Genomic DNA, 13,350 nt, shown 5'->3' with positions numbered 1-13,350 from the left:
CTTACGCTCGAGCCACCGCAAAACCGGCCTGCGACTTGACGTCGGGACCACGGAGATAAAGCGGGCTTGGCTTTCCCCGCGAGGGATCGGCTGCAGCGCCCAGGCGGGCGACGATGCGGATATCGGTCATGTCTGTTTGTGCCACGTCTGCCGGCGGGGTGTCGATCAGATGCTTGGTGGCCGTCCCGCATACGATGCCGTCGAAATCGGCCAATATTCCCAGAGCCTCCGAAAGTTCGAGGATCTGCGCCTGGCTGCGCGGGGTCCCGTCGGCTTCGAAACTCTGGCAATACAGTTCGTCGCGCTTGGCATCCATCGCGGCCAGCACCGCTTGTCCGGGATGCGCTTCACGGGCCGACCCGGCCAGCGCTGCAAGCACGGAAACGCCAATGGCCGGCACGCCGAGCGCCAGAGCGAAACCGCGCGCAGCAGCAACGCCAACCCGAATACCCGTGAAAGAGCCGGGACCGATGGTGACGGCGATACGGTCGATATCAGGGAGCGACTTGCCGCTTGCCGCCAGTGCCTCGTCGATGAAGGCCATCAATTGCTCCGCATGACCGCGGCCGATATCGGCGCCGGCGGAGGCAAGGACCACATCATCGGCGCTGTCATAGACCGCAGCGAAGCAGCCCGTCCCAGCCGTATCAATGGCCAGGACGATCATGGTTTTTGGACTTTGACGGATAGTCGCGGCACGATTTGACGCTCGCTCAGACGGCCTCGACCGCCTGCACTTCGGGAATGAAATGGTGCAGCAGGTTCTGCACGCCATGCTTCAAGGTTGCCGTCGAGGAAGGGCAGCCCGAGCATGCGCCCTTCATGTTGAGGAAGACCGTGCCATCGCGGAAACCCTTGAAGGTGATGTCGCCGCCGTCTTGGGCAACGGCCGGGCGAACGCGGGTTTCCAGCAGTTCCTTGATGGTCGCGACGATGGTTTCGTCACCCTCCTCGAAGAACTCGCCGTTCTGATCGCTCTCCTCGGCGCGGGTGTGCACCGCCATGACCGGCTGGCCGGACATGAAATGCTCCATGATCGAGCCGAGGATGGCCGGCTTCAGATGCTGCCACTCCTGCGCTTCCTTGGTGACGGTGATGAAATCATAGCCGAAATAGACCCCGGTGACGCCGGGGATCGCAAACAGGCGGGAGGCAAGGGCCGAACCGGCAGCAGCCTCTTCCTCGTCGCGAAATTCCGCCGTGCCGTTCTCCATCACCACCTTGCCGGGCAGGAACTTCAGCGTGGCGGGGTTCGGCGTGGCTTCGGTCTGGATGAACATGTCTTTCTCCGCGACGGCCGGGATCGAATTCAACCAGCCTGTTTAGAATTATTCAAAAGAATATAAGCCGTTTGAACGGCCGCTTCAAGATGCGCGGACAACCGTTTTGACCGGCACAGGATGAAATCCGCTGATGCTGCCATCAGCGCCAGACCTCAGCTCAGAGCGTCGATTTCCTCATCCGTCAGAAGATCGGGTATGACCGTCACGGGAATGGGGAACGCCGCCGTCTTGCCGGCGATCGAGGATACCAGCGGGCCTGGACCATCCTTGGCGGAGCCGGCAGCCAGCACGAGGATGGCGATGTCCCGGTCTTCCTCGATCAGGCTGTAGATCTGATCCGTCGCGCCGCCTTCGCGGATGACCATTTCCGGCTCGATGCCGATCGTCTCGCGCACTGTCTGGGCGATCTTGGCGAGCGTCGCCTCGGCCTCGGCGCGCGCTTCGGCCCGCATGATGCCCTCGACACCCAGCCATTGCTGGAAGTCGGCATCGGCGATGACGTAGAGCAGAACAAGACCGCCATTGGAATTCTTCGCCCGCATTCCAGCATAGTGGACGGCGCGGCCGCATTCCGGCGTATCGTCGATCACCGCCATGAATTTGCGGCGGTGACCTTCCATTCTCGAGAGACGTGTTGAAACCATGGCGGGACTCTTACACCCGATATTCTTGGCTGCAAGGACTCTTTTGCGGCGAATTATTGCAGAAAGCCGACGATCTCGCGAACCTGTTTCATCGTCACTTCCGCCCGCATGCGCGCACGCTCGCCACCGTCACGCAGGATGCCGTCGATATGCGTCGTGTCATCCATCAGGCGGCGCATTTCGCCGGAGATCGGGGCGAGGACCGTCACCGCCAGATCAACCAGAGCCGGCTTGAAGACGGAGAATTGCTGGCCACCGAATTCGCCAAGCACGTCCTGCTTGGTCTTGTCCGACAGCGCCGCATAGATGCCGACGAGGTTGTCGGCTTCGGCACGGCCCTTCAGGCCATCAACCTCGCTTGGCAAGGCGTCCGGATCGGTCTTGGCCTTGCGGATCTTCTTGGAGATCGTGTCAGCGTCGTCCATCAGGTTGATGCGCGAGAGATCGGAAGCGTCCGACTTCGACATCTTCTTGGTGCCCTCCCGCAAGGACATCACGCGCGGCGCCGGACCGCCGATCAACGGCTCGACCATCGGGAAATAAGCATGCACAGGCTCGTCGCCGACCTTGATGTCAACACCGTAGCCGGTCCTGCGGATATGGTCGCTGAAGTCGATGTTGAACTTCTGGGCGATATCGCGGGCAAGCTCCAGATGCTGCTTCTGGTCGTCGCCAACCGGCACATGGGTACCGCGGTAGACGAGGATATCGGCCGCCATCAGGCTCGGATAGGCAAGCAGGCCGAGCGACATCTGTTCGGCATTCTTGCCGCCGGACTTGTCCTTGAACTGGGTCATGCGTTCCATCCAGCCGATGCGGGCGACGCAATTGAATATCCAGGCAAGCTCGGCGTGCTGCGGCACAGCCGACTGATTGAAGACGATGTGCTTCTTCGGGTCGATCCCCGACGCGATGAAAGCGGCGGCGATCGAGCGGATCTGGCCGGGCATGTCCTCATGCACCAGCTGCGCGGTGATCGCGTGCAGGTCGACGACGCAATAGATGCAGTCGTTGTTTTCCTGCAGCGCCACGAATTTGCGGATCGCACCGAGATAGTTGCCGAGATGGAGATTGCCTGTCGGCTGGACGCCGGAAAAAACGAGCGGCTTGAACTCTGACATCGTGTCCTCATTCGGGCTTGTGGAGGGCCCGGCCTCTTGTTGCTGTTGGCGGGCTTATGCACACAGGCGCGGCAGCGATCAAGAGGCAGGTACGGTGTTTTGGCCATCACGTACGCAAGTGTCCGTCGATCAAGGGTAGCCGACCATCGGCCATACGGCGCAAACCGGCTCGAAGGCCTTGATTCCAAACATCCAAATTGGAATTTTATCCTCTAATATTACCAACGACATTAATAAAGAAGGCCGAAATTAGGCCTACCTCTTTCGAGGTATCGGTAGATAATTTCACAAAATTGCTTCATTTCAGATGAATTTACCAATTCGCCACAAACGGCCGAGACTCCAGGCCTAGCTCGTCCTGTTACCGCGCGCATTTACCGGCGCGGCTAACCGACATTTGCATCAGCCCCTATCCGAACATGGATGCCGAGAGGGTTTATGCCGAGGGGATTGTCATGCTTAAGATATTCTCGATTGCTCTTTCGTGCCTTATGACCATTTCGACCTTTGCGACGGCAGATGCCAGGGACGGACGTCCGCGCAAAGTGAAACTCCCGACCTACAGCAGATCAACGGCCTATGCAGTCCAGACCGTATCCGTCAGAACGGGCTGCTTCTCCGCCCGTCTCGAGGGCATCCTGGCGCATATCGCCATGAAAACCGGTCGCCGCCCGCTTGTGACGTCAGGTCATCGCCCGCGCGCCCATCGTGCCGGCTCGCTCCATAGAAACTGCCAGGCGGCGGATATCCGTGTGCCCGGGGTACCGGAAAGTAAGATCATCGCAGCCGCAAGGACCGCGCCCGGCATTGGCGGCATCGGCCGCTACTGCAACGGGATCGTCCACGTCGATATCGGCCCCAGGCGTCAATGGGCTTATTGCGGAAAGTCGAGGGGCGGCATCCTCAGTGCCAAACGCCGGTCGGCACGGCGGGCTTGACGCCGGCCTTTCGTTTGATCCGGCTCAGCGCGCGGGCTGAAGCAGATCCCACATATTGCCGAAGGGATCTGCAAACACGGCGACGGTTCCATAAACCTCGCGGCGCGGCTCTTCCGTGAACCGAACCCCTGCCGCCAGCATGGACTGGTGATCACAGTCAAAATCGTCGGTGAAGAGGAAAAACCCGACACGGCCGCCTGTCTGATTGCCGACCGCCGCCTGCTGGGCCTCGCCTTCGGCTTTGGCGATCAGAAGCGCCGTCTCGGTGGCACCCTTCGGCCGAACCAGCACCCAGCGTTTTCCCTCGCCCAGATCAGTGTCTTCGAGAAGATCGAAACCGAGCGCGCCGCAGTAAAAAGCGACAGCCTCATCGTAGTCGGGCACGACAAGGGTGATACGGGCAATGATTTGCTTCATCGGGGTTACTGCCTCAAAGATCGGCCGGCGGCGCAGGTTCGGAACCGGCCTTGCGCTTCATGTTGCGCCGGATCATGCCGAGATCGGCGCCGCCGATCAGGAAGGCGACGGCGAAATACACCACCATCGAGACACCGATCAAAAGTCCAAGCGCGCCCAGTTTGGTGAGTAACGGCGAACCTGAAGCGAGCGAGGCTGCGAAGACGCCGCGGAGATAGTAGAGAACACCGCCCATGATTGCCGCTGCAACGATGAGAAGAGCCGTGCGCCGGACAAGCGCCCATTCCCAGGCAAGGTGACCGCGGCGAAGCAGCGTGACGAAAAGAAGAACCGTGCTGATCCAGCCGGCCGTAGCTTCGGCAACGGCAATGCCCGGTGCACCGAGGCGGGGAAACAAGGTCAGCGCAAGGGCACAGTTGACGGCAACGGCAACGGCGGAAAAGCGCATCGGCGTCTTCGTATCCTCGCGGGCGTAGAACCCCGGCTGCAGCGCCTTGATCAGCACGAAGGCCGGCAGGCCGATGCCGTAGATGGCGAGAATCGATCCGACGACAGCGGTGTTCTGCGCGTGGAAGGCGCCACGCTCGTACAACACGCGGATGATTTCATCGGACAGGATCCACAGGGCGAAGGCCGCGGGGATTGTCAGGAACAGCACGAACTCGATCGACCGGTTCTGCAGGTTTCCGGCCTCGCGCAGACTGCCACCCTTCAGCGCGCGCGACAATTCCGGCAAGAGCACGACGCCGACGGCAATGCCGACGACGCCGAGCGGCAGCTGGTAGATGCGGTCGGCATATTGCAGGGCGGCAATGGCACCGTCCTGGGCCGAGGCGATCGCCTGGCCGATCAGCTGGTTGATCTGGGTGATGCCGCCGGTAATGGCGGCGGGCACCGCCAGGATCAGCAGGCGCCTGACATTGGGCGTGAAGCGAGGCAGCCTGAGCCCTATGCTCATGCCGGCATGGATGACGCCGAGATAGACGACAGCAAGCTGCAGGACGCCGGCGGCGAGCACGCCCCAGGACAGATACCAGGCGGTGGCGAGCGGATCGGCCCCGGTATAGAGCGCATAGAACAGGGCGCCGATCATCACGACGTTGAGGAAGATCGGCGCGACGGCGGCAGCGAAGAAGTGATGCAGCGAATTGAGCATGCCGCTCATCATCGCCGTCAGCGACATGCACATGAGATAGGGAAACATCACCATCGCCATGCGGACAGTCAGGCTCGATTTCTCGACATCATCGGCAAATCCGGGCGCGATCACGAAACGCACCAGAAGCGGCATCGAGAATTCCATCACGATGGTGATCAGCAGCAGCACGGTGAAGAGTACGCCGAAGACTTCCTCGGAGAAACGCTTGGCGCCATCGGTGCCGTTCGCCTCGATCTCCTTGGAAAACAGCGGCACGAAGGCAGCATTGAAGGCACCCTCGGCAAACAGACGGCGGAAGAGGTTGGGGAAGCGGAAGGCAGCGTAGAAAACGTCGGCCATCGGGCCGGTGCCCAGCGCTGCCGCCATCAGCGTTTCGCGGGCGAAGCCGAAGATGCGGCTGCCGAGCGTGGCGCCGCCGACGGTCATGAACTTCCGGACGAGACTCATGATTCTGCCTTGGCCTTCTTTGCGCCGGTAACGGACCGCGTGTTCTGCGGCGCGATCATGCCCGAGGGCATACGGTCGCGCATTTCGTCCGCCTCGTCCGACATCACGGCCTTCAGCCGCGCTACGATATTGCCGTGCCGGCCCTCATTGGTGATCTTCTGGCCGACGAGGTCGGTGACATAGAAGGTGTCGATGACCTTCTCGCCGAAGGTGGTGATGTGCGCGGAGGCGATGTCGAGCGAGAGATCGGAGAGCACGGCGGTGACTTCCGACAGAAGGCCGGTGCGATCGAGGCACTCGACCTCGATGACGGTGAACTTGTTGGAGAGGCTGTTGCTGATGGTAACGGCCGGCGGCACGGTGAAAGCCTTGTTGCGCTTGCGATGCTTGGTGCGGCTGGCGATCACCTCGGGCAGGCGCTTGGCGCCCGACAGCACATCCTCGATCATCTTGCCGATGCTGGCCGCCCGGCGCATTTCGTCGTCATCGATCGGAAACTCGCGATTGATGAGGATCGTATCGAGCGCGCGGCCGTCCGAAGTGGTGAAAATCTGCGCATCGACGATGTTGGCGCCGGCAGCCGCGCAGGCGCCGGCGATCACAGCGAGCAGGCGCGGATGGTCGGGCGACAGCACGGTGATTTCGGTGATGGCGTGGAACTGGTGGGTGCGCACCATCGTTGCCAGCGTCCGGCCGGCCTTGTCGGCCTCGCGAATGAATTTGGCATGCCTCAACTGGTCTTCGAGCGGGACAGAAAGCAGGTAGGGCTGGTAATGCAGCTTGGTGTAGGTCTTGCGGTCCTTCTGGCTCCAGTCGGACAGCGCATCGAAAAGCATGTCGGCGGCATGCGCCGCACGCTCCTTGCGCGGCAGATCGGAAAAACCGCCGGACAGAAGCAATTCGGTCTCGTAGTAGAGCGTGCGCAGAAGCTGGCCTTTCCAGCCGTTCCATACACCGGGGCCAACGGCGCGGATGTCGGCGATCGTCAGGATCAGCAGCATTTTCAGCCGGTCGAGCGACTGCACCTTCTCCGCGAAATCGATGATCGTCTTGCGGTCGTTGAGGTCGCGCGTCTGCGCGACCATCGACATGGTCAGATGCTCCTCGATCAGCCAGGCGACCGTCTCGGTCTGCTTCGGCGTCAGCCCGAAGCGCGGACCGAGCTTGCGGGCGACCCTGGCTCCGGCGGCGGAATGATCTTCCGGACGGCCCTTGGCGACGTCGTGCAGGAGGACGGCGACGAACAGCGCGGTGCGATCCTCGATGCCCGGCATCAGCTTGACGGCGAGCGGGTGAAGCTCCTCGTCCCGGCCCTGATCGATCCTCGAAAGCACATCGACGGCGCGCAGCAGATGCTCGTCCACCGTATAGTGGTGGTACATGTTGAACTGCATCAGCGAAACGATCTTGCCGAACTCCGGGATGAAGCGGCCGAGCACGCCGGCCTCGTTCATCCGCCGCAGAATCAGTTCCGGGTCGCGGCGCGACGTCAGCATCGACATGAAGAGGCGGTTGGCTTCCTCGTTGTCGCGTACGGCCGGCGTGATCAACGCAAGAGACCGGGTCACCTGCTTCAAGGCCGCCGGATGGAACTCCAGCCCGTTGATATCGGCCATATGGAAGATGCGGATCAGGTTGACGGGGTCGCGCTTGAAGATATCGGGGCTTGCAAGTGCGATGCGGCCGCCGTCATCGACGAACTCCAGCGTGCCGGCGATCTTGCGGATGCGATGGGTGAAACGGCTGAGCGCCGCGCTGAACCCCGGGAGCTGCTTGGCCTGCTGGTCCTCGAGCGCCGCGCAGAAGATGCGGGTGAGATCCCCGACATTCTTGGCGACCAGAAAGTAGTGCTTCATGAAGCGCTCGACGGCCGTCATGCCCGGGTGATCATGATAACCGAGGCTTTCGGCAATCTCGCGCTGGATGTCGAAAGACAGCCGCTCTTCCGCCTTGCCCGTGAGGAAATGCATGTGGCAGCGCACCGCCCAGAGGAAATCATCGGCCTTCTGGAAGAGATAATATTCCTGCCGCGAGAGAACCCCGAGCTTGATGAGATCGGCCGAATCCTTGACGCGGTAGAAATACTTGGCGATCCAGAACAGCGTGTGGATATCGCGCAGACCGCCCTTGCCTTCCTTGACGTTCGGCTCGACCAGATAGCGGGTGTCGCCCGCCTTGCGGTGGCGCTCGTCGCGCTCGGCAAGCTTGGCGGCGATGAAATCAGGCCCGGTGTTCTTGACGATTTCGCTGTCGAAGCGGGCCTCGAGCTCGTCGGCCAGTTCCTTCGATCCACAGATGTAGCGCGTTTCGAGGATCGCCGTGCGGATCGTCATGTCGCTGCGCGACAGGCGGATGCATTCGTCGATCGTGCGCGTCGCGTGACCGACCTTGAAGCCGAGATCCCAGAGAATATAGAGCATGAACTCGATCGCCGGCTCGGCCCAGACCGCTTTCTTCACCGGCAGCAGGAACAGGAGATCGATATCCGAGCCCGGCGCCAGCGTACCCCGGCCATAGCCGCCCACGGCTGTGACGGCGATACGCGTCCAGGGCTGCGCATTGGCGGCGTTGAAAACCTCGTTCAGGACGAAATCGTGCAGCACGGTGATCAACTGGTCCTGCAGCCAGGAAATCCGCTCGGCGCATTTCAGCCCGCTGCCGTCCTGCAGCAGCAGTTCGCGCGCCTTTTCGCGGCCTTCGAGATTGGCCTGCTTGAACGCCGTCAGGAGCGCCTGACGCATCAGGTCGCGATGCTCCGCATGCGCCGAAGCGATAAAGCTGCACTTGGCTCTGAGTGCTGCGACATTCAGGATGTCGTGAAATGACGTTTCATGCTTGGCCATCAAATGCCGACCGTCTTCCTGTCCGGCAGGCTCTGCGAGCCGCTGCTTGTGCATGCGCTATAGACCTTTTGTCCGAGAATGGACAAGACTTTAGCGGTCAAGAATTGCCAAGTCGTTTCTTCAGCGCACAAAGCGCGTCCATGGCTCTCGCGGGGTCATATCATCTGGATCGGTGGTTTTCAAAGCCCATTCGAACCGGGTGGACGCATGCGCGATATCCCGTCGAATTTCTTCAAGGGCGGATATTTGTTGGAAATCGCGGTCCTCTCAGAACGCTGTTCGCGACTTGCCCACGTAGAGAAACGACAGGCAACTTTCCTCCTCGCAAGGCATGTTGGTCGGAACGTTGATATCCCGTGCGGTGGAGAACGCTGACGCAGCAAGCTCCTCCCTTCCGGGGAAGCCGCTCAACGCTCTGCCTCTGACGAAGACCAGAGTGCGCCATGCGCTTCCTCCCGCAATCGCCACGGTGATTTCCACATGCGTGTCTGCGGCCGTTTTATGAACGGCGGTTGCCCGCGCTGCATTGAAGCCGTTGACCGTGATGGGCGTCCATTCCGAATTGACCGTCACCTCGTCCGAAATCGCCTCCTGAAGCGCTTCTCCGTAGGCAACGGGATCGACGTTCTCCTCCTCCATCGGCTCATAGCCAAATACCATTTCCGCCAGCAGCTTTTCCGAGAAGAAATAATAGACGTTGCCGGTTTCAGCCTCCAATTCCTCGAAAGCCCAGGTCTTGGCCAACCTCGTCGTCATGCCGGTTGCCGGATTGGTCCAGTCCTGCGTCAGGAAGACGTCGCTGGCGGCCATCCTGTCCATAAAGGAAAGATAACCGTTGAACGAAAGCACACACATGGCAACAGCAATGCCAATCGCGCCGCGCCGCATCGAACTTCTGCCGCCAACCGTCGCGAAATCCTTGTCGTAACTGGCCGACCCGCTCAACGAGAGACGCCGGTGCTGGACAATCATGGAGATAAAAGATGCGACGGGCACTCCGAGACACAACCCGAATATCCATACTTTGAGTTCGCGCGTGAAATGGAAGAGAAAACGATTGAACCCGGATATGTTTTGCACCTTGATACCAACGATGGCCTTTCCGATCGTGGTTCCGGACAGGCTCATCATGATAGCAAGAACTACGCCGGCAAGCGGCAGCAGGATCATGCCAAATACTACATTCGGGAGCGCTATGATTCTGAGATAAAGGGAGGGCATATAGAGCGAGGAAAGCAATCCGATCGCATAGCCGAGGGCAAGCGTGACGACATAGACATCGATCAATCTAGCCCAGAATCTGGCCCAAGGACGAGCAAGCGTCGGATCACTAAATTCTACAGCAGTATTCGCCCGGGCTTCCGCGAACTGGATATTAAAATCACCAATGTCGACTGCTTTTTTCCAATCGCTTATCCCGGGGTGCCAGAGTCTGGTATCCGGCTTGACCGCACCCGTTTTCGCCAGCTCGACAAGTTCTTCTGAAGAAACAGGCCCAACCGGTTTCTTCCCCAATTTATAGTACCAGCTTGTCATCCATATCCCCAACCCGCAGGGTAACCTACAGGGGCAGGGCCAGAAATTTCAAACGAAAAGTTGCGCGGCGGGACGTCAGCTCACGTCATTTTGTGACCGATAGCGCCCCTCTGCCGACACGCGCTTCAGGTCTTCAAACCCTACTTCGCGAGTTGTTTCTTCAGCGCATAAAGCGCGTCCATGGCCTCTCGCGGGGTCATATCGTCCGGATTGAGACTTTTCAGCGCCTCTTCGACCTTCGACGGCCCGGCTTTCGTCCGCTCCTCGCGGCGGATCGCCACCTGGAACAGCGGCAGATCGTCTATCAGCTGGCTGGCCGGGTTTTTGCGATCCGCATCCTCGAGTTTCGCCAGAACATCCTTGGCGCGCGCGACGACGGAGGCCGGAAGGCCGGCAAGGCGCGCGACCTGGATGCCATAGGAGCGGTCGGCGGCGCCGGGGCCGACCTCGTGCAGGAAGATGACGTCGCCGTCCCATTCCTTGACCCGCATCGTGGCGTTCGACAGCCGTCCGAGCTTTTCGGAGAGAACCGTCAGCTCATGGAAATGCGTGGCGAACAATCCGCGGCAACGGTTAGCCTCGTGCAGATGCTCGACGGAGGCCCAGGCGATCGACAGGCCGTCGAACGTGGCCGTGCCACGGCCGATCTCGTCGAGGATGACCAAGGAGCGATCCGTGGCCTGGTTGAGGATCGCGGCTGTCTCGACCATTTCGACCATGAAAGTTGAACGTCCACGCGCCAGATCGTCGGATGCGCCGACGCGGGAAAACAGCCGGTCGACGATGCCGATATGAGCGGATGCTGCAGGCACGAAGGAGCCCATCTGCGCCATGATGGCGATCAGCGCGTTCTGGCGCAGAAAGGTCGATTTACCGCCCATGTTGGGACCGGTGAGCAGCCAGATCGCCCCGTCGCCCTCGCCGTCATGCGGCGACAGATCGCAGGCATTGGCAACGAAAGCCTGCCCCGACTGGCGGCGCAGTGCCTGTTCGACCACCGGATGACGGCCGCCGTCGATGGCAAACATCTTCGAGGTATCGACCAGCGGGCGGCAATAGGCCTGCTCCTCGGCGAGTGTCGCGAGACCGGCGGAGACATCGACCACCGCGAGGGCCAGGGCAGCAGCCTTGATCGCTTCTGCTTCCGCCACGACTAAGGCGGACAGCCTGTCGAAAGCTTCGAGCTCGATCGTCAACGCCCGGTCGGCGGCGTTGGCGATCTTCGTTTCGAGATCGGAGAGTTCCGTCGTGGTGAAGCGCATGGCATTGGCCATGGTCTGGCGATGGATATAGCGGGCCTTGGCCTCCGGGCTGTCGGTCATCGGCCCGGCATTGCCCTGGGTCACCTCGATGAAATAGCCAAGCACGTTGTTATACTTGATCTTCAGCGACTTGATGCCGGTTTCCTCGGCATAGTCGAGCTGCAGGCCGGCAATCACCCGGCGGGACTGGTCGCGCAAAGCCCGCATCTCGTCGAGTTCCGGGCTCGCGCCGTCACGGAGAAAACCGCCGTCGCGCTTCAAGAGCGGCAGTTCGTCGCCGAGAATGGTGGCCAGTTGCTGGACCATGTCCTGCGGCAACACCCTCAATGCTTGAAGCGCCGCACCCAGTTCCTCGGAAAGATCGCCACGGCCAAGCAGGCCGGCCACCTCGACCGCAGACTGACATCCGGCAAGAATGCTGCCCAGATCGCGCGGGCCGCCGCGGCCGAGTGACAGGCGTGACAGGGCGCGGGGCATGTCCGGCACGTGCTTGAGCGCGGAGCGCAGGTCGCTGCAAAAGGCCGGCTGATCGGCGAGTGCAGAGATGGAATCCAGTCGCGCATTGATCCGTTCCGGATCCGTCAGCGGCGACATCAACCGTTCGGCCAGAAGCCGGGCGCCGCTGCCGGTCACGGTGCGGTCCAGCGCCTTCAGCAGCGTGCCGTTGCGGTCGCCGGACTGGGTCTTGACCAGTTCGAGATTGGTGCGGGTCGCGGGGTCGATGAACAGCGTCGAAGCGGCACTTTCTCGCTCGGGTGCACCCAGCGGCGGACGTTCGGCGAACTGGGTCTTTTCAACATAGGAAATCGCGGCGGAAGCGGCGGCAAGCTCGGCGCGGGAAAAGCTGCCGAAGCCGTCGAGCGTCTTGACGCCGTAATAGCGCGTCACCCGGTTTTCCGCCGTGGCGCTATCGAACAGCACGGCCGGCTGCGGAACGGCGACACGGCCGAGAATATCGATGACCGGACGCATATCCGGATCGTGGAAGACCGTATCGGCCAGGATCAGTTCGCGCGGCTCGATGCGCAGGATATCGGCGAGCAGCCGCGTTTCGGTGGTTTCGGCCAACCGGAAGACGCCGGTGGAAATGTCGATCCAGGCAAGTGCTATGGCCGGCTCGGCACCGCCGCGGATTCGCGCCAGCGCCATCAGGTAATTCGATTCCGAGGGCGAGAGCAGCTTGTCCTCGGTGATCGTGCCCGGCGTGACCAGCCGCACCACGTCACGCTTGACGACAGATTTTCCGCCGCGTTTCTTGGCTTCCGCCGGATCCTCGACCTGCTCGCAGACGGCGACGCGGAAGCCCAGCCCGATCAGCTTCTGCAGGTAGTCATCGGCGGCATGCACCGGCACACCGCACATCGGGATTTCCTGGCCGAGATGCTGACCGCGCTTCGTCAGCGTGATGCCGAGTGCCCGCGACGCCTCAACCGCATCCTGGAAGAACAGCTCGTAGAAATCGCCCATCCGGTAGAACAGCAGCGAATCCGGGTTGTTCGCCTTGATCTCGATGAACTGTTCCATCATCGGCGTGGCCGTGGCGCGGCTTTCCTCCGTCGCCAGTTGAACGGCGGTGAGAACCTCGGTTCTGCGGGTGATCGGCTCGGCTACAAAAGTCATGCTGGTTCCAAAAAAGTGGTGCCACACTATCCATGCGCGTTTATAGAAGACAACAACAAAGCGGCTAAGGAGAGCCGTCG

General features: G+C 61.2%; 10 protein-coding genes. 1 reads left to right on the top strand and 9 read right to left on the bottom strand.

The genetic code is table 11. The features are described from left to right. Position 1 precedes the first annotated feature (1 nt). From tsaB to trpS, 4 genes are all read right to left on the bottom strand, one after another. Complete coding sequence (gene tsaB / locus J2Z75_RS07655; protein ID WP_209850013.1) at positions 2–667, bottom strand: tRNA (adenosine(37)-N6)-threonylcarbamoyltransferase complex dimerization subunit type 1 TsaB; 666 nt, start codon at positions 665–667, stop codon at positions 2–4. A gap of 46 nt (positions 668–713) precedes the next feature. Further along, entirely contained in the window at positions 714–1,280 is a 567-nt protein-coding gene (locus J2Z75_RS07650) for a NifU family protein (protein WP_209850010.1), read from the bottom strand. A 155-nt stretch (positions 1,281–1,435) separates the two neighbouring features. After that, positions 1,436–1,927: a universal stress protein gene (locus J2Z75_RS07645; RefSeq protein ID WP_209850007.1), complete on the bottom strand. Its 492-nt coding sequence runs from the start codon at positions 1,925–1,927 to the stop codon at positions 1,436–1,438. A gap of 53 nt (positions 1,928–1,980) precedes the next feature. Beyond that, on the bottom strand, positions 1,981–3,048 hold the full coding sequence (trpS, locus tag J2Z75_RS07640; protein WP_209850005.1) for a tryptophan--tRNA ligase: 1,068 nt from the start codon (positions 3,046–3,048) through the stop codon (positions 1,981–1,983). 455 nt (positions 3,049–3,503) lie between these two features. Here trpS and J2Z75_RS07635 point away from each other — a divergent pair, with 455 nt between their 5' ends. Next, positions 3,504–3,986 carry a YcbK family protein gene (locus J2Z75_RS07635; protein WP_209850002.1) on the top strand — a complete coding sequence of 161 codons (483 nt, stop codon included), beginning with the start codon at positions 3,504–3,506 and terminating at the stop codon, positions 3,984–3,986. A 24-nt stretch (positions 3,987–4,010) separates the two neighbouring features. Here the strand turns inward: J2Z75_RS07635 and J2Z75_RS07630 are convergent, their stop codons facing one another. The 5 genes from J2Z75_RS07630 to mutS form a co-directional block, all read right to left on the bottom strand. Then, complete coding sequence (locus J2Z75_RS07630; protein ID WP_209849998.1) at positions 4,011–4,403, bottom strand: VOC family protein; 393 nt, start codon at positions 4,401–4,403, stop codon at positions 4,011–4,013. Between the two features lie 13 nt (positions 4,404–4,416). Next, positions 4,417–6,009: a murein biosynthesis integral membrane protein MurJ gene (gene murJ, locus J2Z75_RS07625; RefSeq protein WP_209849995.1), complete on the bottom strand. Its 1,593-nt coding sequence runs from the start codon at positions 6,007–6,009 to the stop codon at positions 4,417–4,419. Continuing rightward, entirely contained in the window at positions 6,006–8,852 is a 2,847-nt protein-coding gene (locus J2Z75_RS07620; RefSeq protein WP_209849992.1) for a [protein-PII] uridylyltransferase, read from the bottom strand. The genes murJ and J2Z75_RS07620 overlap by 4 nt, the downstream gene beginning before the upstream one ends. Positions 8,853–9,119: 267 nt before the next feature. After that, a complete protein-coding gene (locus J2Z75_RS07615) occupies positions 9,120–10,388 on the bottom strand; it encodes an RDD family protein (RefSeq protein ID WP_209849989.1) in 1,269 nt (422 codons plus the stop codon). Between the two features lie 140 nt (positions 10,389–10,528). Beyond that, a complete protein-coding gene (gene mutS, locus J2Z75_RS07610; protein ID WP_209849986.1) occupies positions 10,529–13,270 on the bottom strand; it encodes a DNA mismatch repair protein MutS in 2,742 nt (913 codons plus the stop codon). Positions 13,271–13,350 lie beyond the last annotated feature (80 nt).

It is taken from the genome of Rhizobium herbae (assembly GCF_017873135.1).
Taxonomy (GTDB): domain Bacteria; phylum Pseudomonadota; class Alphaproteobacteria; order Rhizobiales; family Rhizobiaceae; genus Pararhizobium; species Pararhizobium herbae.
This window is presented reverse-complemented; position numbering and strand designations above follow the sequence as displayed.

Coding starts and splice junctions, on each gene's coding strand:
- tsaB (WP_209850013.1), bottom strand. CDS start 667: ATGATCGTCCTGGCCATTGATACGGCTGGGACGGGCTGCTTCGCTGCG.
- J2Z75_RS07650 (WP_209850010.1), bottom strand. CDS start 1,280: ATGTTCATCCAGACCGAAGCCACGCCGAACCCCGCCACGCTGAAGTTC.
- J2Z75_RS07645 (WP_209850007.1), bottom strand. CDS start 1,927: ATGGTTTCAACACGTCTCTCGAGAATGGAAGGTCACCGCCGCAAATTC.
- trpS (WP_209850005.1), bottom strand. CDS start 3,048: ATGTCAGAGTTCAAGCCGCTCGTTTTTTCCGGCGTCCAGCCGACAGGC.
- J2Z75_RS07635 (WP_209850002.1), top strand. CDS start 3,504: ATGCTTAAGATATTCTCGATTGCTCTTTCGTGCCTTATGACCATTTCG.
- J2Z75_RS07630 (WP_209849998.1), bottom strand. CDS start 4,403: ATGAAGCAAATCATTGCCCGTATCACCCTTGTCGTGCCCGACTACGAT.
- murJ (WP_209849995.1), bottom strand. CDS start 6,009: ATGAGTCTCGTCCGGAAGTTCATGACCGTCGGCGGCGCCACGCTCGGC.
- J2Z75_RS07620 (WP_209849992.1), bottom strand. CDS start 8,852: ATGGCCAAGCATGAAACGTCATTTCACGACATCCTGAATGTCGCAGCA.
- J2Z75_RS07615 (WP_209849989.1), bottom strand. CDS start 10,388: ATGACAAGCTGGTACTATAAATTGGGGAAGAAACCGGTTGGGCCTGTT.
- mutS (WP_209849986.1), bottom strand. CDS start 13,270: ATGACTTTTGTAGCCGAGCCGATCACCCGCAGAACCGAGGTTCTCACC.